Raw genomic sequence first — 25,214 nt, 5'->3', positions numbered from 1 at the left:
TCACAGATCGAGGTCGGGCAGGTCCACCCGCACTCTGAGTGTAGGCGGCACACCGCCGGATGCCGGGGCGCGACCACGGGCGCGACGGGTGCGGAGCGCGGCCGCGACGACGGAGGAGCGGAGGGATTCGGAGACGTCGGCACCCACGCGGTAGTCGAACCGCACCAGGGCTCGTACCCCGCCCTCGCCGCGGGGGGCGGGGCCCAGGATGCTGTCATCGTCCAGAGCGGGGACGGCCTGACGAAGCGCCGTCACCGCCGCCTCGACGCTCGGCGTATCGCCGTCGACCGCGGCCACCCGAACCGCCGGCGGCATCCGAAGCGGCGCCCGCGCGGCGAGCTCCGAGCGGGCGTAGGCCGCCTGCGACCAGGTCGCGAGGGCTCGGGCGACGGCGCCGGTGACACCGACCAGATGCACCGGGGCATCGGGCGCGGCGAGGGCGGCGGCGTTCGACCACCACCGGAGCGCTGCTTCGCCGATCCGCAGGTCGTCGGAGAGCAGCATCCGTTCGCCGTCCAGGAGCACGACGGCACGATAGCCGCCCTCGGCGGGAGGCTCGGCGCCGCGGGTGGCGATCACGAGTGCGGGAGCGGCGGGGACGTCCTCCACCGCGTGTCGGCCGTCGGAGATCACGATGCGGACACCGGGGAAGGCGCGGCCGAGCTCCTCAGCCGTTCGCTCGCTTCCCGATGAGGCCAGTCGCACCTTCTCGGAGCCGCAGTGCACGCAGGTCCAGGCTCGCGCCGCGCGCGCGCACCACGAGCACTCGGGCACCGCACCCACACTCCGCGCGTGCAGCGGCCCCTCGCAGTGCCGACACCGGGCGGGCCGGCGGCACTCGGCGCACACCAGCACGGGGGCGTATCCGGGCCGCGCGACCTGGACGAGGACCGGCCCGTGGGCGAGGGCGTCTGAAGCGGCCCGGTACGCACTCGAGGGTATGCGCACTCCGCGGCGCTCCCCCTCCTGCGTGGCGCTCAGCACCACCCGGGGCGAGCGGCGACGCGCCGCGGGGATGTCGCGGACGAAGCCGAGTTGTACGAGCCGCTCCACATCGGTGGTGCGGGTGTGGCCGGCGAAGAGCAGCGCGCAGCCGTCCATCTCCTGCCGGATGAGGGCGGCGTCACGCGCGTGTACACCGGGCGACAGCGGTTCGGCCAGGAGCGGGTCACCGTCGTCCCAGATCGCCACGAGGCCGATGCGGTGCACCGGGGCGTAGACGGCGGATCGGTTGCCGACGACGATGCAGGGGGCGTCGGAGAGCATCCGCAGGAAGCCGGCGTACCGGGCGGGGCCCGACTGGCGCGCGTCGTCTCGGACGACGGCCTCCGCGTCCACGCGAGAGGCCAGGGCGCGCTCGATCTGCGCTTGGTCGCGATGGTCGGGGACGACCACGACGGCACTCCTCCCCGCCGCGAGGGTCTCGACCGCCGCCGCCGCCAGGAGATCCGCCCACCCGCCGACCTGGCCCGCCGGGGTGGTGACCGGGTGCGGCGGCGCGTCGACGGCGAGTCGTTCTCCGGCGCGCAGCGCCGCCGCGAGCCCGGGGAATCGGTCGAGCGTCGCGCGGGCCGAGTTCTCGGCGTCCGGCGAGACCTGCGGCGCGGCCGCCCTCTCGCTCGCGAGCCACACCTTCTCGGCGCGCACCATGCGCTTGGGGATCACCAGGCGCAGGATGTCGGAGGCCGACCCGGCGGCCCGGTCGGCCGCTCGTCGAGCGAGTCGGTAGAGCCCCGCGGGGAGGACGGGGACCGGCGAGACGACGGCGTCGATGTCGGAGAGCGGCCGCTCGGCGACATCCTGTTCGTCATCGACCTCGACGACGTAGGCGTCCACGACCCGACCGGCGCTGCGCAGCGGAACCTTCACGCGGACGCCCGGCGCCACCTCCCCCGCGAAGGCAGCGGGCACGGCGTAGTCGAACAGACGGTCCAGCTGCGGCAGCGGGGAATCGATGAGGACCCGCGCCACCCGCGCCCCGGTCATGCGCGCGGAGCCCCTCCCGGATGAACCCGGCTCACAGGCCTGCGGCGGCGCGCAGGTCGTCGACCCGGTCGGTGCGCTCCCAGGTGAAATCGGGGAGCTCACGGCCGAAGTGGCCGTAGGCGGCCGTCTGCGCGTAGATCGGACGAAGGAGCTCGAGCTGCTGGATGATGGCGCGCGGGCGCAGGTCGAACACCTCGCGGATGGCGGCGGTGATCACCTCGTCGGCCACATGACCGGTACCGAACGTCTCCACGTACAGACCCACGGGCTTCGCCTTGCCGATCGCGTAGGCGACCTGCACTTCGAGACGGTCGGCGAGCCCGGCGGCGACGGCGTTCTTGGCCACCCACCGCATCGCGTACGCCGCCGAGCGGTCGACCTTCGACGGGTCCTTCCCGCTGAAGGCTCCACCCCCGTGGCGGGCGGCGCCGCCGTAGGTGTCGATGATGATCTTGCGCCCCGTGAGACCGGCGTCGCCCTTCGGGCCGCCGACGACGAAGGGTCCCGCCGGATTGATGTAGAACTTCACACCCGACACGTCGAGCCCCGTGGCCTCGAGCACCGGTTCGATGACCTCATCGCGCACCGCGCCCCGCAGGGCCTTCTGGGAGATGTCGGGGTGATGCTGGGTGGACAGCACCACCGATTCGACGGTGCGGGGTACCGCGCCGTCGTAGCCCAGGGTGACCTGGGTCTTGCCGTCCGGGCGGAGGAAGGGAAGGCTGCCGTCGCGTCGCGCGGCCGCCAGGCGCTCGGCCATGCGGTGCGCGGTCCACGCTGCCATCGGCATGAGCTGCGGGGTCTCGGTGGTGGCGTAGCCGAACATGATGCCCTGGTCGCCCGCGCCCTGTTCGTCGTTCGGGTCGATCGATCCGCCCTCGCGCCGCTCGAACGCCTTGTCGACGCCCGCGGCGATGTCGGAGGACTGCGCTCCGATCGAGACGCTCACTCCGCACGAGTCACCGTCGAAGCCGGTGTCGCTGGAGGTGTAGCCGATGCGGTTGACGACGGAGCGCACGATCGCGGGGATCTCGACGTAGGCGGCCGTGGAGACCTCGCCGGCGACATGGACGAGACCCGTCGTCACGAGGGTCTCCACGGCCACCCGACCGTGCGGATCTTCGGCGAGGATCGCGTCGAGGATGCTGTCCGAGATCTGGTCGCAGATCTTGTCGGGATGCCCCTCGGTGACGGATTCGGACGTGAACAGACGCAGTGAGGTCATCGATGCTCCAGATCTCGCGGGGACGGCACAAGTATGCCCGGGGTGGCCGACAGCCACCCCGGGCAGGGACTCGAGAACGACTTACTCGGCGGCGCGCAGGCGCAGCTTGTCTTCGTTGATCTCGTGAAGGGCGATCGTCAACGGCTTGTCCTCGACCGTGGAGTCCACGAGCGGACCGACGTTGTCGAAGAGGTTCCCCTCGTGCAGGTCGGAGTAGTAGTCGTTGATCTGACGCGCGCGACGTGCGGCGTAGATGACGAGCTGGTACTTCGAGTCGACCTTCTCGAGAAGGCTGTCGATGGGGGGCTCGATGATGCCCTGGTTGGTTCCGGCCATGGCTGAACCTCCTGGTTCGAAAGGATGTCGGCGGAGAAGTCCTCGGGCGCGGGGCGGTCGGCCGAGCCGCGCCATCCGCCCATTCTACAGGTCCGCGCGTCGGCTGAGCAGTTGACGCCGTGAGCTGATCACCCCGGTGTCGAATCCCGCGAGGTGGAGTCCCCCGTGGAACCGCGCGTGCTCGATCTTGACGCATCGATCCATGACGACCGACAGTCCGGCCTCCTCGGCGATGGCGGCGGCGCCCTCGTGCCACGAGCCGAGCTGCAGCCACAGGGTCTTCGCCCCGGCAGCGACCGCCTCGGCCGCGACGCCCGGCAGGTCGTCGTGGCGACGGAAGACGTCGACCAGGTCGGGGGTGACCGGCAGATCCGCCAGCGACGCGTAAGCGGGCCGTCCGAGGATGGAGTCGGCGCGCGGGTTGACGAAGTACACGTCGTACGGCGCACTCCCCAGCAGGTAGGTCGCGACGAAGAAGCTGGCCCGCGCCGGGTTGTCCGAGGCGCCGACGATCGCGACCGATCGCGTGCGCCGGAGGATCTCGAAGCGCTCCTGCGGGCCGGGACCCTGCCATGCGCGGCCCGGCACCGCGGCGGAGGGCAGCGCGCACGCCGCGCCGTCCGTCGTGACGGGCTGTTCGTCGGGCGCGACCGGCGGACGCACGGAGGGCAGGGCGCAGGACAGATCGGTCATCGGGTCGCTCCCGTCGCGGCGGTCAGGGCCTGGTCGAGGTCCCACAGGATGTCTTCGGGGTCTTCCAGCCCCACCGAGATGCGCACGAGGTCGGCGGGGACGCCCGCCGCGCTCAGCTGCTCGGCGCTCAGCTGCTGGTGGGTCGTGGAAGCGGGGTGGATGACGAGAGTGCGCGCATCGCCGATGTTGGCCAGGTGCGAGGCGAGCTGCAGGGAGTCGATGAACCGCTCCCCCGCCGCGCGGGCCGCATCGGGCTCGCTCGCGCCGCCGGCGCTCTGCGGGCGGATGCCGAAGGCGAAGACCGATCCCGGGCCGAGCGGCAGGTACCGTCGCGCGCGCTCGTGGTGAGGGTGCTCGGCGAGCCCCGCCCAGGTCACGTAGGAGACCCGGGGGTCCTCGTTCAGCCATTCGGCGACGATGCGCGCCCCGGCCAGGTGGGCGTCGATCCGCTGCGGGAGCGTCTCGACCCCCTGCAGGAGCTGGAACGCCGACTGGGGGCTCAGGGCCGGTCCGATGTCGCGCAGCTGCTCGCTGCGGAGCTTGGTGAGGAAGCCGTATTCGCCGAAGTTGTCCCACCACCGGATGCCGCCGTACGAGGCCACCGGCTCGGTCATCTGCGGGAACTTGCCGTTGCCCCAGTCGAACGTGCCCTTCTCGATCACCACACCGCCGAGGGTCGTCCCGTGGCCACCGAGGAACTTCGTCACCGAGTGGATGACGATGTCGGCGCCGTGTTCGAGCGGGCGCGCGAGGTAGGGCGTGGCGAGGGTGGAGTCCACGACCAGCGGAATGCCGGCGGCGTGGGCGACCTCGGCGAGTCCTTCGATGTCGGCGATGGAGCCGGACGGGTTGCCGATCGTCTCGACGTAGAGCACCTTGGTCTCCGGCCGGATGGCGGCGGCGTAGTCGGCCGGTTCGGTGGAGGCGACGAAGGTCGTCTCCACGCCGAAACGACGGAGCGTCACATCCAGCTGCGTGACCGTGCCGCCGTACAGCTGCGCCGATGCGACGACGTGGTCACCCGCGCCGACGAGGGCGGCGAAGGTGATGAACTCCGCACTCATGCCCGACGCCGTCGCCACCGCGCCGATGCCCCCCTCGAGGGAGGCGAGGCGCTCCTCGAGGGCCGCGACGGTGGGGTTGCCGATACGCGAGTAGATGTTGCCGTACTTCTGCAGAGCGAAGAGGTTCGCCGCATCCTTCGCGCCGTCGAAGACGAACGAGGTGCTCTGGTAGATCGGAACGGCCCGGGCGCCGGTGGCGGCGTCGGGCGTGCCGCCGGCATGCAGGGCGCGGGTGCGGAAGCCGAAGCGATGGTCGTTTGTCATGGGTCCTGTTCCGAAGAAGGAGTCGGGGGTCAGTGGGCGGCCAGGGCCGCGGCGATCGCCGCGACGGCCTCGGGATTCTGCAGGGAGGTGGTGTCGCCGAGCGGCGCCGGCGTGCGCCCGGCACGCCGATCGAGGTCGGCCTCCCAGAGCTGTGCGAGCAGGCGCCGGAGGATCTTGCCCGACCGGGTCTTGGGGAGCTCCGGCACGCACACCACGCGGTGAGGGCGGGCGACCGGACCGATCGCCCGGGCCACCTCGTCGCGGAGCGTCGCCTCGTCGGGTCGCTCGTGGCCGGCGGCGACGGCGAAGACCACCACGCGCTGACCCGTCACCGCGTCGGTGACGCCGGTGGCGCCCGCCTCCGCGACGTCGTCGCGGGCGACCAGGGCCGACTCGATCTCGATGGTCGACAGCCGGTGCCCCGAGACGTTCACGACGTCGTCGAGGCGACCGAGGATGCGGATGTTGCCGTCCTCGTCGCGGGTCGCGCCGTCGCCGGCGACGTAGTATCCGCCCCATTCGCCGCGGCCGGCGAAGGTCGACCAGTAGGCGCTCCGGTACCGTGCCGGGTCGCGCCACACGGTGCGGGCCATCCCCGGCCACGGGCGTCTCACCACGAGGGTGCCGGCCCCGCCCGGGGCGATCTCGGCCCCGTCGTCATCGACCACGGCGACGTCGATGCCCGGGAGCGGGCGTGTGGGTGAGCCGGGCGCGAGGGTCGTCGCGCCCGGAAGCGGGGCGACCATCGCCGCACCGGTCTCGGATTGCCACCAGGTGTCGATGACGGGGAGCTCTCCCCGACCGAAGGTCTCGCGGAACCACAGCCACGCGGCGGGGTTGATCGCCTCGCCGACCGTGCCGAGGAGGCGCAGGCTCGACAGGTCGAATCCGGCGGGCAGGCTCTCGCCGAACCACGCCATGAAGGTGCGGATGAGCGTCGGGGCGGTGTAGTACACCGTCACGCCGTAGCGTTCGATGATCTCCAGGTGACGCGTCCGGTCGGGCGTGTCCGGCGTTCCCTCGTAGATCACCTGGGTGAGACCGTTGGAGAGCGGTCCGTACAGCTCGTACGTGTGCGCGGTGACCCACGCGAGGTCGGCGGTGCACCAGTGGACGTCGTCGGCCTTGGCATCGAAGTGGGCCCAGTGCGCCCACGATGCGTGGGTGAGATATCCCCCCGAGGTGTGGACGAGCCCCTTGGGCCGGCCGGTCGTGCCCGAGGTGTAGATGATGAAGAGCGGATGCTCCGCATCGACGTCGCTCGCGGCGTGCACGTCGGGCTGCGCCGCCGTGATCTCGTGCCACCAGAGGTCGCGCCCTGTCCTCCACGGCACGTCATGCCCGGTGCGGCGGACCACCACGACGTGCTCGAGGTCTGCCAGACCCGCAGCCGCGGCATCCGCGGTGGATTTGACCTCGATCGCGGCTCCGCGTCGGAACTGCCCGTCGGAGGTGACGAGCACCTTCGCGCCGGTGTCTTCGAGGCGGAAGCGGAGCGCCTCGGCGGAGAAGCCCCCGAACACCAGGGAGTGCACCGCCCCGATCCGCGCGCAGGCGAGCGCGACGACGACGGTCTCGACGAGCACGGGCAGGTAGACCACGACCCGGTCGCCGGGCCCGACGCCGAGCGCGCTCAGGGCGTGAGCGGCGCGTGCGACGTCGCGCTGGAGGTCGGCGTAGGTGACCCGACGGCGATCTCCCGGCTCTCCCTCGAAGTACAGCGCCACCGTGTCGCCGCGACCGGCCGCGACGTGCCGGTCGACGCAGTTGACCGCGACATTCAGTCGCCCGCCGCCGAACCACTGCGCCGTGGGGATCACCGCGGGGTCGGCGGGATCGGGCGGCGTCCACTCCAGGGTGCGCTGCCACGGGGTCGTCCAGTGAAGGCGCCGCGCTGCCTCGTCCCAGAACCCCAGCGGATCGATGGCGCCGCGCTCGTAGGCCTCGGCGGTGACGTTGGCGCGCGCTGCGAGCTCCGCCGGCGGGGCGAAGCGCAGCGAGGAGCGGTCGAGGGTCTGCGCGGGGGTCACGCCCACCGCCGCAGCAGCCGCTTCTGCACCACGCTCAGGATGGCGTTGGAGAGCGCGCCGAGGAGTGCCAGCAGCACGATGGTGAGGAGGATGCGATCCACCCGTCCGGTCTGCTGCGAGATCGTGAGAAGGAACCCGAGGCCCATCGCCGCTCCCAGAAGCTCCGAGGCGACGAGGAAGAGCCATGCCTGCGCCATCCCCAGGCGCAGGCCCGACACGAGAGCCGGGAGAACGGCGGGGAGCTGAACGGTGCGGAACAGGTCCCATCCGCGCAGGCTGAAGGACCGCCCCATCTCCACCAGGTGCGCGTCGACGTGACGGAGGGCGCCGGCGACGGTGGTGAAGACCGGGAAGAAGGCACCGATCGCGATGAGGGTGACCTTCGACTCCTCGCCGATCCCCATCCACAGCAGCAGCAGCGGGACGAGCGCGAGTGACGGGATGGCCCGAAGCGCCGCGAGTGACGGGCTCAGCAGCACGTCACCGATGCGGGTGAGGCCTACCAGAGCGGCGGCAGCGATGCCGATGACCGAGCCCAGAGCGAATCCGAGGAGGACGCGCTGCACCGAGATCGCGATGTTCAGCCACAGCTCGCCGGTCTGCGCCATCTCGACCGCCGCGGTGACGACCGTCGCGGGCGGCGGCAGCCGGTAGGCCGGGATGGCCCCGGTGCTGGAGGCGACCTGCCAAGCGAGGAGAAGCAGGCCCGGAACGACGAGGCCGCCGATGACGCGGACCCCGGGCCGGGCCCAGAACTCCCGGCGCGCGGGAGCCCCCGTCGCCGCAGCGACGGGGGCGGTGACCGGAGCGGCCGTCACGGCCGGCCCGCTTTGGTCGGCGACGTGATCGAGACCGGGAGCGCGATCGAGTCGGACGTCGGTGCTCACTGGTCCTCCGTGGCCGCGCGGGCGAAGCTGTCGTCGATGAGGCTGGCGAGCGCGTCGTCGACCGCGGCCTGACCGCCCTGGATCGACCCGGACTCGACGAGCACCGGACCGATCTTCTCCAGCACCGCCAGCTGGTCATCGCCGGGGATGCCGCTGACATCGAGGTTGGAGCGCTCGGTGATCACCGTCTCGGCGACGGCGGGGTCGATGCCGGCGACCTCGGCGAGGAGCGCCGCGGTCTCGTCGGGGTTCTCCAGGGCCCACGCGCGGGCCTCCTCGTACGCGTCGACGACGACCTGCGCGACGTCGGGGTGGTCGGTCAGGAACTGCTCGGTGGCATTGAGGAAGCCGTAGGAGTTGAAGTCGACGTTCCGGTAGAGCAGCTCGGCGCCAGACTCCGCCTCCGCGGCGGCCATGATCGGGTCCAGGCCCGCCCACGCATCGACCGAGCCGGCGTCGAGGGCGGCACGGCCGTCGGCGTGCTGAAGGTTCTGCAGCTGGATGTCCGAGACCGTCAGTCCCTCGGTCTCGAGAGCCTGGAGGAGGAAGAAGTAGGGATCGGTGCCCGGGGTGGCGGCCACGGATTTCCCGGCGAGGTCGGCGACCGAGGTGATGTCGCTTCCCGAGGGCACCACGAGGGCGGACCACTCGGGCTGCGAGTAGATGTCGATCACCTTGATGGGCGAGCCGTTGGCGCGCGCGAGCAGAGCCGCCGAGCCCGCCGTCGAACCGACGTCGATCGAGCCGGCGCGCAAGAACTCGTTGGCCTTGTTCGAGCCCGCGGACTGCACCCACTCGACCGTGACGTCATCGCCGAGGGCTTCTTCGATGAGTCCCTGATCGCGGACGATCAGGCTCAGCGGGTTGTAGGTGGCGAAGTCGATCGACAGGGTGTCGGTGGACCACTCGGTGCTCTCCGCGCCGGCCGAGCCCGCGGCATCCAGGTTGGACGCGCCGGCGCTCTCCCCGGCGAGGCACCCGGTCGTGGCGAGCATGATCGTCCCGGCGATCGCGAGGGCGGGAACGGTGCGGCGGGCGATGGTGCTCATCGGGTCTCCTCGGCAGGGGTGCGGGTGTCGGGTGTGCTGTGGTGGGTGTCGACGCCGAGTCCTTCGAGGAGCTCGGCGCGCAGGGTGGTGAACTCGTGGGCGGCGCGGTCGCGCGGACGTGACCCCGGCACCTCGACGATGCGGGCGATCGAGGACGCCGCGGTGTCGTCGCCGAGCGACCGCAGCAGGAGCACGCGATCGGCCAGGTACAGCGCCTCCTCGACATCGTGCGTGACGAGGAGGACGGTGGTGGGCCGTGCGGCGTGGATCTGCAGCAGCAGGTCCTGCATGCGCAGGCGGGTGAGGGCGTCGAGGGCGCCGAAGGGCTCATCGAGCAGCAGGACCTCCGGGCCCCGGGCCAGCGCCCGGGCGAGGGAGGTGCGCTGGGCCATGCCGCCGGAGACTTCGCGCGGGCGACGCTCGGCGGCGTGGCCGAGACCGACGAGGTCGAGGAGCTCGGCGACGCGGTCGCGGCGCTCCGTCCCGCGGATCCCCCGGGACAGTCCCAGGGCGACGTTGTCGGCGATCGTGCGCCACGGCAGGAGGCGCGGTTCCTGGAACGCCACGGCGGTGCGCTCGTCGGTGTCGCGGACGGGGGCGTCGTCGAGCTCGATCACCCCGGACGTCGGGGCGTCCAGCCCCGCGAGGAGGCGCAGGAGCGTCGACTTGCCGCACCCGGAAGGCCCCACGACGGCCACGATCTCACCGGGCGCGAGAGTCAGGTCGACTCCGCGCAGGACCGGCAGCGGCACGGGCGTCGGAAAGGTCCGCGACACTCCGGCGACACGCACCGCACCGCGGCCTCGGCCGGCGGTGGGCACGTCGATGACGCGGGAGATCGGGGTGGGCATGCGTACAGACTGCCGACCACGACGCCCTCACGACATCTCGGACGTAACGTTCTGAAACGTCGGGGTGCGCGAAGTCAGTGCGCGGCGAGCGAAACGACTTCGGACGCCGCCCGGGCGACGTCGTCGTTGACCACGCGGTAGTCGAACTCCGGCTGGGCCGCGAGCTCCACCCGCGCGGTGCGCAGGCGTCGGGCCCGCTCCTCGGCATCCTCGGTGCCGCGCCCCACGAGTCGGTTCACCAGTTCGTCCCAGCTGGGGGGCAGGAGGAAGACGAGCGTCGCCGACGGCTCCGCCGCCCGGACCTGCCGCGCGCCCTGGAGGTCGATCTCGAGCAGGACGGTGCGGCCCGCCGCCAGCGCCTCCTCGATCGGCCGGCGGGGGGTGCCGTACCTGTGGGAGTTGTGGACCGTGGCCCACTCGAGGAGCTGGCCTTCGGCGATGAGTCTGTCGAACTCGCCGTCGTCGACGAAGTAGTAGTGCTCGCCGTCGCGCTCCCCCGGTCGCGGTGCACGCGTCGTCGCGGAGACGGACAGCAGGATCTCGGGGTGATGCGTCTTGATGTGCGTCGCGACCGTGCCCTTCCCCACCGCGGTCGGGCCGGCCAGCACGATCAGACGACTCCGGCCCGTTCGCGGCTCGGGCTCGGGCCACCGCTCGTCGAGGAAGGCCGTCAGTGCGCGGCGCTGGCGGGCGCCGAGCCCGCCGAGTCGCTTGACCGGCGAGATGGCGAGGGATTCGAGGATGCGGTCGCGCTTGCCCTCCCCGATCGCCGGCAGCGCGGTGAGGAACTCGGTGACGCGCAACGTCCCGGCGGGCGAATCCGGAGCGGCGAAGGCACGCCGGGTGAGCTCCTGGGGTGAGATGACGCGGGTGGCCAGGTCGCGCTTGAGCGCAGCGCGGCCGCGTCGCGCCGCAACCGCCCGCTCCGATGCGGCGCGGCGGTCGACCTCGGGCGGGCGACGGGACGATGTCACGACTGTCCCTCCCGGTACAGAGCCTGCCGCTCGTCAATCCGAGCGGCGAGATTCGTCGGTCCGGCGGAGAGGATGCTGCGGCTCTCGCTGGCCAGGACGTTGCGCGAGAGCGCCCCGAACAGGCGCGGCAGGTCGGCGGGCTCGGCGCCCTGGGCTCCGAAACCGGGCGCGAGGATCGGCGCACCGCGGAGCAGGTCGTCGGTGAGCCCGAGTTCCCACCGGTCCACCGTCGCACCGACCACGAGTCCGATCGGACCGAGGTCGCCGGTGAAGGCTGCCGAGCCGTTCACCCACGTGACATCGCGGGCGACCCGCGCGGCGACGGTCTGGCCCTCCTCCGCCGCCACATCCACGGGGTGCGCGGTCTGCAACGACGTCGCTTCGGGGTTGCTGGTGCCGGCCAGGACGAAAACGCCCTTGCCCGCGCGGACAGCGCCGGTGAGGGTCTCGCGGAGCGAATCGGGTCCGAGGTAGGGACTGACGGTGAGCGCGTCGGCTTCCAATGGTGAGCCGGGGTTCAGCCACGCGGCCGCATACGCGGCCATCGTGCTGCCGATGTCGCCCCGCTTGGCGTCGGCGATGACGATGAGCCCCGCCGCACGTGCGGCGGCGAGCGTCTCCTCCAGCGCGGCGAAGCCGGCAGCCCCGAACCTCTCGAAGAAGGCCACCTGGGGCTTCACCACGCCGACGCGTCCAGCCGCCGCGTCGACTGTCCGCAGCCCGAAGTCGCGAACCCCGGCGGCGGTGTCATCGAGGCCCCACTCGGCGAGGAGGTGCGCGTGGGGGTCGATCCCGACGCAGAGGGGCCCGTGGGTGTCGAGGGCTGCGCGCAGCCGTTCGGCGAAACCGGTCACCGGGCCTCCGCCCGATCGGCGGCGTACTCCTGCAGGCTCCGCACCGCGAATCCCTCACGCAGCACCGGGAGGGCGCTCACGGCGGCACCGAGCACGGCCATCGTGGTGAACAGGGCCTTGTCGGCCGCGACCGCCGCCGCACGGATCTCGTAGCCGTCGGCACGCGCGAGCCCGCCGCTCGGGGTGTTGACGACGATGTCGATGTCGCCGGCGTTGATGAGGTCGACGATGTTCGTCTCCCCCGTCGCCTGCGTCGCGGAGTACTTGTTCACCACCCGCACCTGGATGCCGTTGCGCCCCAGGATCTCCGCGGTTCCCTCCGTGGCGACGAGGTCGAACCCGAGCTCCTGGAGACGATGGGCGGGAAGGATCACGGCACGCTTGTCGCCGTCGGCGACCGAGATGAAGACGGTGCCCGTCAGTGGCATCCCGCCGTATGCGGCCTCCTGACTCTTGGCGAACGCGGTCGGGAAGTCGCGGTCGATCCCCATCACCTCACCGGTGGAGCGCATCTCGGGCCCGAGAACCGAGTCGACGATCTGTCCATCGCGGGTGCGGAACCGCTTGAAGGGCAGCACCGCCTCCTTCACGGCGACGGGTGCTCCCAGGGGCACGCGCGAGCCGTCGGGCTCGGGGAGAAGCCCCTCGGTCACGAGCTCGGCCACCGTCGAGCCCGCCATGATGCGGCTGGCGGCCTTGGCCAGCGGGATCCCGAGAGCCTTGGAGACGAACGGCACCGTGCGACTCGCACGGGGGTTGGCCTCGATGACGTAGAGCACTCCGGCGCTGATCGCGAACTGCACGTTCAGCAGCCCACGCACCCCCACACGGTGCGCGATGGCGAGGGTCGCCTCGCGCACGCGGTCGATGTCGCTGCGGCCGAGCGACATCGGAGGAAGCGCGCAGCTGGAGTCGCCGGAGTGGATGCCGGCCTCCTCGAGGTGCTCCATGATGCCGCCGATGTAGAGCCGGTCGCCGTCGTAGAGGGCGTCGACGTCGATCTCGATCGCGTCGTCGAGGAACCGGTCGACCAGCAGCGGCATCCTCGGACCGATGATCGCCTGATCGGCGATGCGCACGAAGTAGTCCCGCAGGCTCGGGGTGTCGTAGACGATCTCCATGCCACGGCCCCCGAGCACGAAGCTCGGACGAACGAGAACCGGGTACCCGATCTCCTCGGCGATCGTCACGGCCTGCTCGACGTCGATCGCCGTGCCGTTGCGCGGCGCGACGAGGCCGGCGTCATCGAGGAGGCGCGAGAACAACTCCCGCTCCTCGGCCAGCTCGATTGCGGCGGGACTCGTGCCGAGGATCCGATACCCGGCATCCTCGATCCCCTGGGCGAGACCGAGCGGCGTCTGCCCGCCCAGCTGGCAGATGACGCCGAGGATCTCCCCCGACTGCGACTCGGCGTACAGCACCTCGAGCACGTCCTCCAGGGTGAGCGGCTCGAAGTACAGCCGGTCGGAGGTGTCGTAGTCGGTCGAGACGGTCTCGGGGTTGCAGTTGACCATGATGGTCTCGAACCCGGCGTCGGCGAGGGCGAACGAGGCGTGGACGCACGAGTAGTCGAACTCCACACCCTGGCCGATGCGGTTCGGGCCCGAACCGATGATGACGACCTTGGTGCGCTCCGACGCGGCGATCTCGGTCTCGGCGTCGTAGCTGGAGTAGTGGTACGGCGTCAGCGCCGGGAACTCCCCCGCGCAGGTGTCCACGGTCTTGTACACCGGGCGGATGCCGAGCCCGTGACGGATGCCGCGCGCCTCGGCCTCGGTCATCCCGCGCAGCTGCGCGATCTGAGCGTCGCTGAAACCGTGATCCTTCGCCAGCCGCAGCGTCGCGTCATCCAGCTCGGGGGCGTCTCGAATGAGGTCTGCCACCTCATTGATGAGCACGATCTGATCGAGGAACCACGGATCGATCGCCGTGGCGTCGAACGCCTGCTCCGGGGTGGCACCCAGGCGGAGCGCCTGCTGGACCAGAACGATGCGTCCGTCCGTGGGGGTCTTCGCGGCCTCCAGCAGCTCGTCCACCGACCGGGACTCGGGGCCCCAGTGGAAGCTCGAGCCGCGCTTCTCCAGCGAGCGGAGGGCCTTCTGCAGGGCGGTGGTGAAGTTGCGACCGATCGCCATCGCCTCGCCCACCGACTTCATGGTGGTGGTGAGCGTGGTGTCGGCAGCCGGGAACTTCTCGAAGTTGAAGCGCGGCACCTTCACCACGACGTAGTCCAGCGTCGGCTCGAAGCTCGCCGGCGTCACCCGGGTGATGTCGTTCGGGATCTCATCCAGGCGGTAGCCGATGGCGAGCTTGGCGGCGATCTTCGCGATCGGGAAGCCCGTAGCCTTCGAGGCCAGGGCGGAGGAGCGCGACACCCGAGGGTTCATCTCGATCACGATGATGCGGCCGTCATCAGGGTTGACGGCGAACTGGATGTTGCAGCCGCCGGTGTCCACGCCCACGGCGCGGATGATGTCGATGCCGATGTCGCGGAGCTTCTGGTACTCGCGGTCGGTGAGGGTGAGCGACGGCGCGACGGTGATCGAATCGCCCGTGTGCACCCCGACGGGGTCGACGTTCTCGATGGTGCAGACCACGACGGTGTTGTCGGCGGTGTCGCGCATGAGCTCGAGCTCGTACTCCTTCCACCCGAGGATCGACTCCTCCAGGAGCACCTCGTGGGTGGGCGAGTCGTGGAGGCCCGCACCAGCGATGCGCCGGAGGTCGGCCTCGTCGAAGGCGAAGCCGGATCCGAGGCCGCCCATCGTGAACGACGGGCGCACGACAAGGGGGTAGCCGAGTTCGGCGGCGCCGGCGAGCACCTCGTCCATCGTGTGGCAGATGCGGCTTGCCGCGACATCCGCGCCCGCTTCGATGACGAGCTCCTTGAAGACCTGTCGGTCCTCGCCCTTCCGGATGGCATCGACCTTGGCGCCGATCAGCTCGACGCCGTACTTTTCGAGGATCCCCTTCTCGTGCAGCGAGATGGCGGCGTTCAACGCGGTCTGGCCGCCGAGCGTCGGGAGGATCGCGTCGGGCTTCTCCTTGGCGATGATCGTCTCGAGCACGTCAGCGGTGATCGGTTCGATGTAGGTCGCGTCGGCGAAGTCGGGGTCGGTCATGATCGTCGCCGGATTGGGGTTGACGAGGATGACCCGCACCCCCTCCGCTCGCAGCACCCGGCACGCCTGGGTTCCGGAGTAGTCGAACTCGGCGGCCTGGCCGATGACGATCGGGCCGGACCCGATGACGAGGACGCTGTGGATGTCGTCGCGCTTGGGCATCAGTCGTTGCTCTCCTGGGTGTCACCGTTGCCGGAGCGGGCGTCACGATGCGCACGCACCATGTCGCGGAACCGGTCGAACAGATAGTTGGCGTCGTGCGGACCAGCCGCCGCCTCGGGGTGGTACTGAACCGAGAAGGCAGGGATGTCGAGGGCTCGAAGCCCCTCGACGACGTTGTCGTTCAAACCGATGTGGCTCACCTCGACGCGCCCGTACCCCTGCGGGCTCTCGAACGACCCGTCCAGCGGCGCGTCGACGGCGAAGCCGTGGTTGTGGGCGGTGATCTCCACCCGTCCGGTGACCTTGTCGAGCACCGGCTGATTGATGCCGCGGTGGCCGAAGGGCAGCTTGTAGGTGCCGAGACCGAGGGCGCGGCCGAGCAGCTGATTGCCGAAGCAGATGCCGAAGAAGGGAAGGCGGTCATCGAGCACAGCGCGCAGCAGCTCGACATGATCGGCCGACGCGGCCGGGTCGCCGGGTCCGTTGGAGTAGAACACCGCGACGGGGTCGATGGCGCGGATGTCGTCGATCGTGGCGTTCTGCGGCAGGACATGCACGTCGAAACCCCGATCGGCGAGATTCTCGATCGTGGCTTGCTTGACGCCGAGGTCGAGCACCGCAAGGTTGCCGAGGCGCTCGCCGCGCGCGGGTGTGACCTCCGTGGCCGTCACCGAGACCGTCGAGGAGAGGTTCTGCCCCGTCATCTCCGGAGCCTCCTGCACCACGCGGAGCTGTTCCTCGGCGTCCCAGCCGGCGGCCTCGCCCGAGAAGATCCCCCCGCGCATGCTGCCGGCGGAGCGGATGTGCCGGGTGACGGCCCGCGTGTCGATCCCGCTGATGCCGACGATCCCGTCAGCGGCCAGGGCGTCGTCGAGCGACTGCTCGGAGCGCCAGTTCGACACCACGCGCGCGGGGTCGCGGACGATGTAGCCGGACACCCAGATGCGGCGCGACTCGACATCTTCGGAGTTCATGCCCGTGTTGCCGATGTGCGGGGCGGTCTGCAGCACGATCTGGCCGGCGTACGACGGGTCGGTCAGGGTCTCCTGGTAGCCGGTCATGCCGGTGGAGAAGACGACCTCGCCGAGGGTCGTCCCCCGCGCGCCGTACGCCCGCCCGGTGTGACGGGTGCCGTCCTCCAGGACGAGGACGGCGGGATCGGTCGTGAGAAGTCCTGCGGTGGGGAGCCGGGTCATGTGTCGTCTCCAGTCGGGGGAACGAGGGGTCGGATGGCGGTCGCAAGGGCCTGTGCGGAGGCTTCCTGCGGCCGGAAGTAGGAATCGACGGGCGTGCCGTCGTCGAGCCGCCAGACGAGGCGGGTGAGGCCGCCCGACTCGACGACACGGTCGATGGCGACGGTGGCCTGGTCGACGGCGGCGAGGCGGGCGGTGGCGAGGAAGAGCCGGGGGGCGCCGTCGAGGTCGAGCGCGACGCCGCCGTCGGTGACGGTGACCTCGCCGCGGGCGCGGAAGCCCAGGTGGCGGATCGCGAGACGCTCCAGCGGTTCGTCGTGGCGCGTGGTGGCGACGTAGAGCACACCGAAGCGCGCGAGCTCGGCCGCGGTCTCGGGTGGTGTCCCCACCGGCGCGGCCAGCCCCGCATCACGACGCGATCGTCGGCGCCAGGCCCAGACGAGAAGGAGAAGGACAGCGCCGACCCCGATCAGGGTGACGATGAGTGCACCCTCGCGGGTCACGAGTGCACCCCGGGCTTATCGAGCACGGCTCCGTCGGCGACGGTGACCACCCCGCGGTGGAACGTCCAGCGGACCTCTCCCGGAAGGGCGCGGCCGAGGTACGGCGAGTTCTCGCTCCGACCGCGCAGGTCGGCCGCGGTGAACGGGCGCGGCGCGGCCGGGTCGTAGAGGGTCAGCGACGCCGGCTGTCCGGCGGCGAGCGGCGTGCCCGCGCCGGCGAGGCGGCCGATGCGGGCCGGCGCCTCCGACATCACCCGGGCGACGTCGCTCCATCCCAGCATCCCGGTGTCGACCATCGCCTCGTGCACGACCCGCAGCGCGCTCTCGAGTCCGACCATTCCATTGGCGGCAGCCTGCCATTCGCACGCCTTCGCCTCGGCGGGATGCGGGGCGTGATCAGTGGCCACGATGTCGATCGTGCCGTCCGCAAGGCCTTCCCGCACGGCGCGCACGTCTTCGTCACGGCGGAGCGGCGGGTTGACCTTGAACCGGGCGTCGTACCCGCGGACGAGCTCGTCGGTCAGCAGCAGGTGGTGCGGGGTGACCTCGGCCGTCACGGCCACCCCGCGGCGCTTTGCCCACCGGATGATGTCGACCGACCCGGCGGTGGAGAGGTGGCAGACGTGCAGGCGCGAGCCGACGTGCTCGGCCAGGAGAACGTCGCGGGCGATGATCGACTCCTCCGCGACCGCGGGCCAGCCCGCGAGGCCGAGTTCTGCCGAAACGGCGCCCTCGTTCATCTGCGCGCCCTCGGTGAGCCGTGGGTCCTGCGCGTGCTGGGCGATGACGCCGTCGAACGCCTTGACGTATTCGAGCGCCCGGCGCATGATCAGCGGATCCCACACGCAGAACCCGTCGTCGCTGAACACACGGACGCGCGCTCGGGAGTGCGCCATGGCGCCGAGCTCGGCGAGGCTCTCACCGCGCTGCCCGACCGTGACGGCGCCGATCGGCTGCACCGTGACGTACCCGGCGGCCTCACCGAGCGCGAGCTCCTGCTCGACCACGCCCGCGGTGTCGGCCACGGGCGAGGTGTTCGGCATCGCGAACACCGTGGTGTAGCCGCCGGCCGCCGCCGCACGCGAGCCGGTCAGAATCGTCTCGGCGTGCTCGAATCCGGGCTCACGCAGGTGGGTGTGGAGGTCGACCAGGCCCGGGAGGGCGATCAGCCCGTCGGCGTCGATCACCGTGGCACCCGCCCGGCTGAGGCCAGGGCCGATCTCGGCGATCACACCGCCCTCGATGAGGATGTCCACACGAGCTCCGGCGAGCGGCGCAGCGTCGCGGATGAGGAGGGGGGCCGGGCTGACGGGGTGAGGGGCGCTCATCGTCCGTCCTCTCTCTCGTCGTCGCGCTCGCCGGCCAGCAGGAGATACAGCACGGCCATCCGCACGGACACACCGTTGGTCACCTGCTCGAGCACCGTCGATCGCTCGGAATCCGCGGCTTCGGGGGCGATCTCCAGCCCTCTGTTCATCGGGCCGGGGTGCAAGACCATCGTATCGGTCGGAAGGGCCGAGACCCGTTGCCGTGACAGGCCCCAGACCCGGGCGTACTCCCGCTCGGTGGGGAAGTAGGCCGCGCGCATGCGCTCGAGCTGGATCCGCAGCATCATCACCGCGTCCGGGCCGTCGGCGATCGCCCGGTCGAGGTCGTACTGCACCGTGACCGGCCAGTCCGAGACATCCTGCGGGATGAGCGTCGGCGGAGCGACGAGGGTGATGTCGGCACCGAGCGCGGTGAGCAGCCACACATTGGAGCGGGCGACCCGGGAATGGAGGATGTCGCCGACGATCGTCACGCGGATGCCGTCGAGACCGCGGCCGCGACTGCCATCGCCGAAGCGGCGCTTGCGGATCGTGAACGCGTCGAGGAGCGCCTGGGTGGGGTGCTCGTGGGTGCCGTCACCGGCGTTGACCACTCCCGCGGTGATCCACCCGCTCGTGGCGAGCGTGCGCGGGGCGCCCGAGGCGCCGTGGCGGATGACGACCGCGTCGGCGCCCATCGCCTGCAGTGTCTGAGCGGTGTCCTGCAGAGACTCGCCCTTCGACACGCTCGAGCCCTTGGCGGAGAAGTTGATGACGTCGGCCGACAGGCGCTTGGCCGCCGCTTCGAAGGAGATGCGGGTGCGGGTCGAGTCTTCGAAGAAGAGGTTCACCACCGTCTTGCCGCGCAGCGTCGGAAGTTTTTTGACCTCGCGGTTCTGGGTGTCGGCCATGTCCTCGGCGACGTCGAGGATGCCGATCGCGGCCTGCCGGTCGAGGGTCTTGGTGTCCAGCAGATGTCTCATGCTCCGCTCCCCTCGATCGAGACCGAATCCTCGCCGTCGATCTCGCGGAGGCGCACGTTGACCCGCTCCTCACGGGCGCTCGGGAGGTTCTTGCCGACGAAGTCGGGGCGGATCGGCAACTCGCGATGCCCCCGATCGACGAGGGTCGCCAATCGCACGGCGGCGGGCCGACCGATGTCCTGGAGGGCGTCGAGGGCTGCACGGATGCTCCGGCCCGAGAAGAGCACGTCGTCCACCAGCACGACCACGGCCCCGTCGATCCCGCCCGGCGGGATCTGGGTGGGGCGGGGCGCCCTCGTCGGATGACGGTGGAGGTCGTCGCGGTACATCGTGACATCCAGCGCCCCGACGGGGACGCGGGCGCCGCCGAACTCGGTCACGAACGCGGCGATGCGTTCTGCGAGGGGGACGCCGCGCGTGGGGATCCCCAGAATGACCAGACCCTCGGGTCCCTTGTTGGACTCGAGGATCTCGTGGGAGATCCGAGTCAACGCCCGAGTGATGTCGGCGTCGTGCAGCACGGTGCGCACGGTCATCCGCCGCTCCCTTCTCCGCCTCACGGGACGGATTTAAAGGTTGCCGGTTACCACTCCTCAGCCTACCGGACCCGCCCCGGTTCCCCCGCGCGCCCCACCGCCGCTCCCCCGCTCCCGCCGTCGTTCCTTCACTCCCGCCGCCCCGCCCGCCTCCGACCGCCGCTCCCCCGCCCAAGCCCGTTCATCCGTCGGAGATGCACACACCAACGGCCCTTTGGCGTACATCTGCGACGAACGAGGAGCGGATGCGAGGTGCTGCACGCCTGCGGACGACCGATCGTCAGCGGCGCGTGCTCAACGCGACGCGGACGCGGTCGACGTACTGCAGCGGGTATCGGAACAGCTGATCGCGCGCGACCCGGATGACCCGCCACCCCGCATCCGTGAGCCGCTCGTGCTTCTCCAGATCCCGCTGCCACTGCGCGGCGTCGGTCCGGTGCTGGTCGCCCTCGTACTCGATGGCGATCCGCAGCTCCGGGTACGCCAGGTCGACGCATCCGAGGAACTCCCCCGCCGCGCCGTAGACGTCATGATCGGTCACCGGCTCGGGAAGGCCGGCGTCGACAAGCAGCAGCCGCGCCCAGGTCTCTGTGCGCGACGCGACCCCGGGACGAATGCGCTCGAGCGCCGCACGAAGCGCCTCGGCACCGATCCGGCGGCCGATGGTGACGGCGCGACGGAGTTCGTCGTGGTGCGCCAAGGCGGGGCGGATGACATACCCGAAGGGCCCGGCCACACGCGGAGATCGCACGATCGCATCGCCGATCGCGACCAGGTCGTAGGCGGTGATCATGGGCGCGAGCATCGCCCAGGTCGTCGCCGGATCGGACACGGGGACCCCGAAGAGCGGGTGCCGCACGATCCGGACGAGGTCGGGGCGGACCTGATGCCCGACGGTGCCGGCAGCCCGAGGTGCGCGCCCCGGCGTGCTGACATGAACGCGCGTGTCGGAGAGAATCGGAACCGGCAGATCCCACAGGAGCGCCGCCGTGGTGTGGCTGAAGCAGCCGCCGTCGTTCATCCGCACGCTGAACCGCAGCGCCGCCTCGATGATCGCGGCGCGCTGGCGCGCGAACGGATGCGCCGCTTCATCGTGCGCACGGGGTTCGGCCCGGACTCCGTGGAACGGCCTTTCGAGCTCTGCTCGGTCTACGCGGCGGCGCGACATCCCTCGCGTCCGCGCGTCGGCCACGGTGAAGGCCCTTCGCTGCCCGCCTGCATTCATCCGACCAGGGTGCCCGGCGCGCCATCCGTCCCTCGCCCTTTGTCCACAACCCCGGTTCATCCGTCGAAGATGTACGGAAAAGCCCCTTCGAGACGTACATCTTCGACGGATGAACGGCGTGGCAGCGGCGGCGGGGCGGCGCGGCGGGGGCGGCGCGGCGGCGGCGGCGCGGCGGCGGCGGCGTTGCGGGGCGGGGGCGCGCGGCGGGCGCGGCGCGCGCGATGGACGACGCGGCGCGGTGGACGACGCGGAGCGGTGGCTCGGCCGTCGTTCACGCGCGGTTCATTCGTCGCAGATGTACACGTTTCGCCTCTGCGGCGTACATCTTCGACGAACGAACGGATGGTGAACGGGTGCCGACGGCGCGGAGGCGCGGCGCCGAGCCGGCGCGCGGAGGCAGGGCGCCGAGCCGACGGCGGCGGGGCCGCCGCGCGCGGGGTCAGGCCGCCGGAGCCTCGGCGCGGTCGGCGGACTCGTCGGCCTGGCTCGCGCGGATCGGGTGGCCCTGGGAGGTCAGGCACTTGCCCGACGTGAGATCCCACTTCCAGTCGTGGAGGCTGCAGGTGAGCACGCCGTCCTCGACCTTGCCCGTCTTCGACAGGTCGGCGCGCAGGTGCGGGCACCGCCGCTGCACGACCCAGTCGGCCAGGCGGATGTCTTCGGAGACGTCGGACTGCTCGGCGTACCAGTTCTCCACGTACTCGATGCGGTCGCGTGACAGGCACTTCAAGAACGTCGTGAGGAACTCGTTGAACTTGCCCGAGCGTCCGACCTCGAACTGCATCGACAGGAAGATCGAGTTGGACCAGTCGATCTCATGGTCGCGGATGTTGGTCGAGACGAGATCGGCAGGGATCGTGTACCAGTAGATGCACTCCTCGCCGTCGTACTCGCGCACCTTGGCGCGCGGGAAGTCGACGACCATGTCCAATTCGCCGATCCGGAAGCGCACGTTCCCCCCGACACCGTTGCGGATGGTCCGCGCCCGACGCAGCAGCGGCTCCCACCACTCCTTGATCGCCGCGAGCATCTCGTCCGGCGGCAGCACCGGTGCGCGAGTGGACTCCTCCGCCGCGATCTCGTCCTGCCGCGCGTCGCGCTGCTCAGCGAGATAGGCCCACTTGTCGTCGAAGATGCGATCGATCTCGGCCTCGGAGTAGAGCGTCTGGGTGACCGTCAACGCACCGTCATTCATCTCCACGACCGTCCCGGGCACGAACTCGTACCCCTTCTGGTCGGGGCGCACCTCGGCCATGTGCCGGAGGAACTCCCGCTGATCGGTGAAGATCGCGTCGCCGTCCAGACCCTGGCCGTTGTACTTGAACAGTGCCTCGCGCAGGAACATCGGCGGTCCCGCCATCGGGAACACGTGCTCGGCGTCGACCTTCTCGATGTAGTACATCGCGCGCTTGTTCTGGGCGTCGCGTTTGAGCCCGGCGAAGTTGCGCTTGGCGTCGGCGGGAAGGTCGTAGACCATCGGCCACCAGATCGCACCGGAGACCTGGGTGAAGTAGGCCTCGGGCTTGGAGAACGCCAGCAGCTTCTCCAGATCCAGCGGATGGGAATCGTTCTGATTCAGGATGCTGGCGGTGCCGTCGTCCACCGACAGGGACGAATCCCCGATGGGGCCGTCGCTCGGTGCCCGCAGCGGGGTGACCATCAGCTTCAGCGGCCCGAAGTCCAGCGGCACACCGGCCTGGGTGAAGACGATGTTGTCGTAGCCGAGGCGGCGGAGGTCTTGCTCGAGGTCGTCGGTGGGGTACTCCGGCAGCAGGACGCGGATGTCCTTCCGAACGTAGCGCTCGAGCAGCGCCGGGTCGAAGTGATCGCGGTGACGGTGGGAGATGTAGAGGAAGTCGGCCTTGCCGAAGCGGTCCCAGTCCAGGCCCCTGTTGTCGGGGAAGGGGAACCAGGAACCGAAGAACGTCGGTCCCATGACGGGGTCGCAGAGGATGCTGCCACCGCGCGTCTCGATGAACATCCCGGCGTGCCCGAGGCCTGTGATCCGCATGCATCTCCTCCGTTCGAACCGGAGCGATTCTACGCGGGCCGCCTCCGCATCCGCCGAGCGTGGGAACCCGCGGCGCGGCGGCGCGGCATCCGCTCCGGTCAGCCGACGTCGTCGACCGCGTCGCGCGAGTACGCGCGATCGCCCATGACCCAGGTTTCGGCGACCGCCCGGTCGTCGCCCACCATCATGATCGCGAAGAGGAGCTCGGCGGCGTGCTCGAGGGTCGCCGGCGCACCATCGCCGGCGCTGAGGCCGGTTCGCCAGTGCACGGCCGGCGGGCCTCCCCTTCCGTCCAGGACGACGAAGTCGGCCTCTTTGCCGATGTCGAAGTTGCCCACCTTGTCGTCCAGTCGCAGCGCTTCCGCGCCACCCAGGGTCACGGAGTAGAACGCGCGGTACGGAGAGAGTCTGTTCCGTTCCGCCTCGGCCGTATCCTGCCGCGAAGGGTCGATGCTCCCGTCGAGCTGGGTGTTGTTGAGCATCCCGACCTTGTACGCATCCTCGAGGACGTTCAGCATGCTGAAGCGGTTTCCCCCGCCCACATCGCTGCCGAAGGTCAGCAGGACCCGATGTTCGGGGTCGGTCGCCCGTCCCAGGCGGAACAGGCCGCTGCCGAGGTAGAGGTTGGAGCATGGACAGAACGTCACGGCGGCGCCCGCCTCGGACAATCGGCGGAACTCACCGTCGGTGAGCCAGACGCCGTGCCCGCCAGTGAACTTGGGGCCGACCAGCCCGTACTTCTCGTACACCTCGAGGTAGTCGGCGCAGTCGTCGTGAAGCGCGAGGACTCCTCGGATCTCGGAGGGGTTCTCAGAGATGTGCGTGTGCACCCAGACGTCGGGGTTCTCCGCCTTCAGCCGCCCGCACGCGGCGAGCAGATCCTTCGTCGCACCGTAGGCGAAACGCGGCGTGATCGCGTACGAGCTCCGGCCCACGCCGTGGTACCTCGCGATCTGCTCCGTGGCCGCGGCGTAGAACTCGTCGGCGGTGGTGGTGAACCACTGGGGAGCATTCACGTCGATGGCGGTGATGCCGGTGATGATGCGCATGTTCCGACGCGCGGCCTCTTCGAAGACGACCTCCGTCGTGACCGGCTGAGCCGTGGTGAAGGCCTGACAGGTCGTGGTGCCGGAGGCGAGGAGGGTGTCGAAGAATCGGCGCACGCCTTCTTCTGCGTACTCCCGATCGAAGTACCGCCGCTCCTCGGGGAACACCCACTTCTCCAGCCAGGGCAGGAGCTGCTCGCCGTAGGAACCCAGGATCCGGGTCTGCGGAATGTGGATGTGCCCGTCGATGAAACCCGGAAGGATGAGGCGATCGGGGATATCGACGACCTCCGTCGATGGATGCCGGGCCGCAACCTCGTCATGCGGTCCGAAGTCGACGATGATCCCGCGGTCATCGACGACGAGCAGTCCGTCGGCGAAGAAGCGCGTCGCCGCCTGCTCATCGCCGACATGTCGCCACGGATCATCGACGAAGTCGAGGAATGCTCCCCTGATCGCGCGCACGCCCGTCCCGATGCCCGGTCGGTCAGGTTGCGCGGGAGATACGGCCGAGGACTCCATGGACGAACGCTCCCGAATCATCGGTGGAGAACTCCTTGGCGAGCTCCACAGCCTCGTCGATGGCGACTGCGGCGGGGACGGCGTCGTTGTACAGGATCTCCCAGGCGCCGATACGCAACAGGGCGCGATCCACGGCGGGCATCCGCGCGAGCGACCAGTCCTTCGCGAAGGTCGTGATCTGCTCGTCGATGTCGTCGCGCTGATCGATGATGCCGTCGACGATCTCCCGGGCGTACAGCCACGATGCCTCACGCGCGGGCTCACTGGCGGCGCGCTTGGCCTCGACCGCCAGGATCACCCCGAGATCTTCGCCGCGGACGTCGGCCTGGAAGAGGATGTCGAGCGCGCGCTTGCGTGCTTTCGTGCGGGCACTCATCGGATGGCGTCCTCG

21 protein-coding genes are annotated in these 25,214 nt (G+C 70.6%); all 21 read right to left on the bottom strand.

Annotated elements, in window-relative coordinates; genetic code table 11:
• The gene (locus FBY40_RS10280) at positions 1-1,986 is read right to left on the bottom strand and encodes a primosomal protein N' (protein WP_141938494.1); all 1,986 of its coding nucleotides are present in this window, start codon (positions 1,984-1,986) and stop codon (positions 1-3) included.
• 31 nt (positions 1,987-2,017) lie between these two features.
• On the bottom strand, positions 2,018-3,211 hold the full coding sequence (metK, locus tag FBY40_RS10275; protein WP_141938493.1) for a methionine adenosyltransferase: 1,194 nt from the start codon (positions 3,209-3,211) through the stop codon (positions 2,018-2,020).
• Between the two features lie 81 nt (positions 3,212-3,292).
• The gene (gene rpoZ, locus FBY40_RS10270) at positions 3,293-3,547 is read right to left on the bottom strand and encodes a DNA-directed RNA polymerase subunit omega (RefSeq protein WP_124293224.1); all 255 of its coding nucleotides are present in this window, start codon (positions 3,545-3,547) and stop codon (positions 3,293-3,295) included.
• A gap of 84 nt (positions 3,548-3,631) precedes the next feature.
• Positions 3,632-4,240: a CoA-binding protein gene (locus FBY40_RS10265; protein WP_141938491.1), complete on the bottom strand. Its 609-nt coding sequence runs from the start codon at positions 4,238-4,240 to the stop codon at positions 3,632-3,634.
• Positions 4,237-5,568, bottom strand: a complete 1,332-nt coding sequence (locus FBY40_RS10260) for an O-acetylhomoserine aminocarboxypropyltransferase/cysteine synthase family protein (protein ID WP_141938489.1) — start codon at positions 5,566-5,568, stop codon at positions 4,237-4,239. Before FBY40_RS10260 ends, FBY40_RS10265 begins: the two co-directional genes overlap by 4 nt.
• A 29-nt stretch (positions 5,569-5,597) precedes the next feature.
• Positions 5,598-7,598 (bottom strand): acetate--CoA ligase, encoded by a 2,001-nt coding sequence (gene acs, locus FBY40_RS10255; protein WP_141938487.1) that lies wholly within the window; start codon positions 7,596-7,598, stop codon positions 5,598-5,600.
• Positions 7,595-8,416 (bottom strand): ABC transporter permease, encoded by an 822-nt coding sequence (locus FBY40_RS10250; RefSeq protein ID WP_141940126.1) that lies wholly within the window; start codon positions 8,414-8,416, stop codon positions 7,595-7,597. The genes acs and FBY40_RS10250 overlap by 4 nt, the downstream gene beginning before the upstream one ends.
• 65 nt (positions 8,417-8,481) lie before the next feature.
• Entirely contained in the window at positions 8,482-9,534 is a 1,053-nt protein-coding gene (locus tag FBY40_RS10245; RefSeq protein ID WP_141938485.1) for an aliphatic sulfonate ABC transporter substrate-binding protein, read from the bottom strand.
• Complete coding sequence (locus FBY40_RS10240; RefSeq protein ID WP_141938483.1) at positions 9,531-10,385, bottom strand: ABC transporter ATP-binding protein; 855 nt, start codon at positions 10,383-10,385, stop codon at positions 9,531-9,533. Before FBY40_RS10240 ends, FBY40_RS10245 begins: the two co-directional genes overlap by 4 nt.
• A gap of 74 nt (positions 10,386-10,459) precedes the next feature.
• Entirely contained in the window at positions 10,460-11,359 is a 900-nt protein-coding gene (gene gmk / locus FBY40_RS10235; RefSeq protein ID WP_141938481.1) for a guanylate kinase, read from the bottom strand.
• Positions 11,356-12,213, bottom strand: a complete 858-nt coding sequence (gene pyrF, locus FBY40_RS10230; protein ID WP_141938480.1) for an orotidine-5'-phosphate decarboxylase — start codon at positions 12,211-12,213, stop codon at positions 11,356-11,358. Before pyrF ends, gmk begins: the two co-directional genes overlap by 4 nt.
• A complete protein-coding gene (gene carB, locus FBY40_RS10225; protein WP_141938478.1) occupies positions 12,210-15,497 on the bottom strand; it encodes a carbamoyl-phosphate synthase large subunit in 3,288 nt (1,095 codons plus the stop codon). The genes pyrF and carB overlap by 4 nt, the downstream gene beginning before the upstream one ends.
• Entirely contained in the window at positions 15,497-16,693 is a 1,197-nt protein-coding gene (carA, locus tag FBY40_RS10220; protein WP_141938476.1) for a glutamine-hydrolyzing carbamoyl-phosphate synthase small subunit, read from the bottom strand. The genes carB and carA overlap by 1 nt, the downstream gene beginning before the upstream one ends.
• A complete protein-coding gene (locus tag FBY40_RS10215) occupies positions 16,690-17,193 on the bottom strand; it encodes a PH-like domain-containing protein (protein ID WP_141938475.1) in 504 nt (167 codons plus the stop codon). The genes carA and FBY40_RS10215 overlap by 4 nt, the downstream gene beginning before the upstream one ends.
• The gene (locus tag FBY40_RS10210; RefSeq protein WP_141938473.1) at positions 17,190-18,521 is read right to left on the bottom strand and encodes a dihydroorotase; all 1,332 of its coding nucleotides are present in this window, start codon (positions 18,519-18,521) and stop codon (positions 17,190-17,192) included. The genes FBY40_RS10215 and FBY40_RS10210 overlap by 4 nt, the downstream gene beginning before the upstream one ends.
• Entirely contained in the window at positions 18,518-19,483 is a 966-nt protein-coding gene (locus FBY40_RS10205; RefSeq protein ID WP_141938471.1) for an aspartate carbamoyltransferase catalytic subunit, read from the bottom strand. The genes FBY40_RS10210 and FBY40_RS10205 overlap by 4 nt, the downstream gene beginning before the upstream one ends.
• Positions 19,480-20,019: a bifunctional pyr operon transcriptional regulator/uracil phosphoribosyltransferase PyrR gene (gene pyrR, locus FBY40_RS10200; protein WP_141938470.1), complete on the bottom strand. Its 540-nt coding sequence runs from the start codon at positions 20,017-20,019 to the stop codon at positions 19,480-19,482. Before pyrR ends, FBY40_RS10205 begins: the two co-directional genes overlap by 4 nt.
• Before the next feature lie 280 nt (positions 20,020-20,299).
• Positions 20,300-21,244 (bottom strand): DUF559 domain-containing protein, encoded by a 945-nt coding sequence (locus FBY40_RS10195; protein WP_141938468.1) that lies wholly within the window; start codon positions 21,242-21,244, stop codon positions 20,300-20,302.
• A gap of 439 nt (positions 21,245-21,683) precedes the next feature.
• Entirely contained in the window at positions 21,684-23,255 is a 1,572-nt protein-coding gene (locus tag FBY40_RS10190; protein WP_141938466.1) for a Rieske 2Fe-2S domain-containing protein, read from the bottom strand.
• Between the two features lie 98 nt (positions 23,256-23,353).
• Entirely contained in the window at positions 23,354-24,766 is a 1,413-nt protein-coding gene (gene guaD, locus FBY40_RS10185; protein WP_200829973.1) for a guanine deaminase, read from the bottom strand.
• A 22-nt stretch (positions 24,767-24,788) separates the two neighbouring features.
• Positions 24,789-25,199 carry a transcription antitermination factor NusB gene (gene nusB / locus FBY40_RS10180; RefSeq protein ID WP_141938461.1) on the bottom strand — a complete coding sequence of 137 codons (411 nt, stop codon included), beginning with the start codon at positions 25,197-25,199 and terminating at the stop codon, positions 24,789-24,791.
• Positions 25,200-25,214 lie beyond the last annotated feature (15 nt).

It is taken from the genome of Microbacterium sp. SLBN-154 (genome assembly GCF_006715565.1).
Classification (GTDB): domain Bacteria; phylum Actinomycetota; class Actinomycetes; order Actinomycetales; family Microbacteriaceae; genus Microbacterium.
This window is presented reverse-complemented; position numbering and strand designations above follow the sequence as displayed.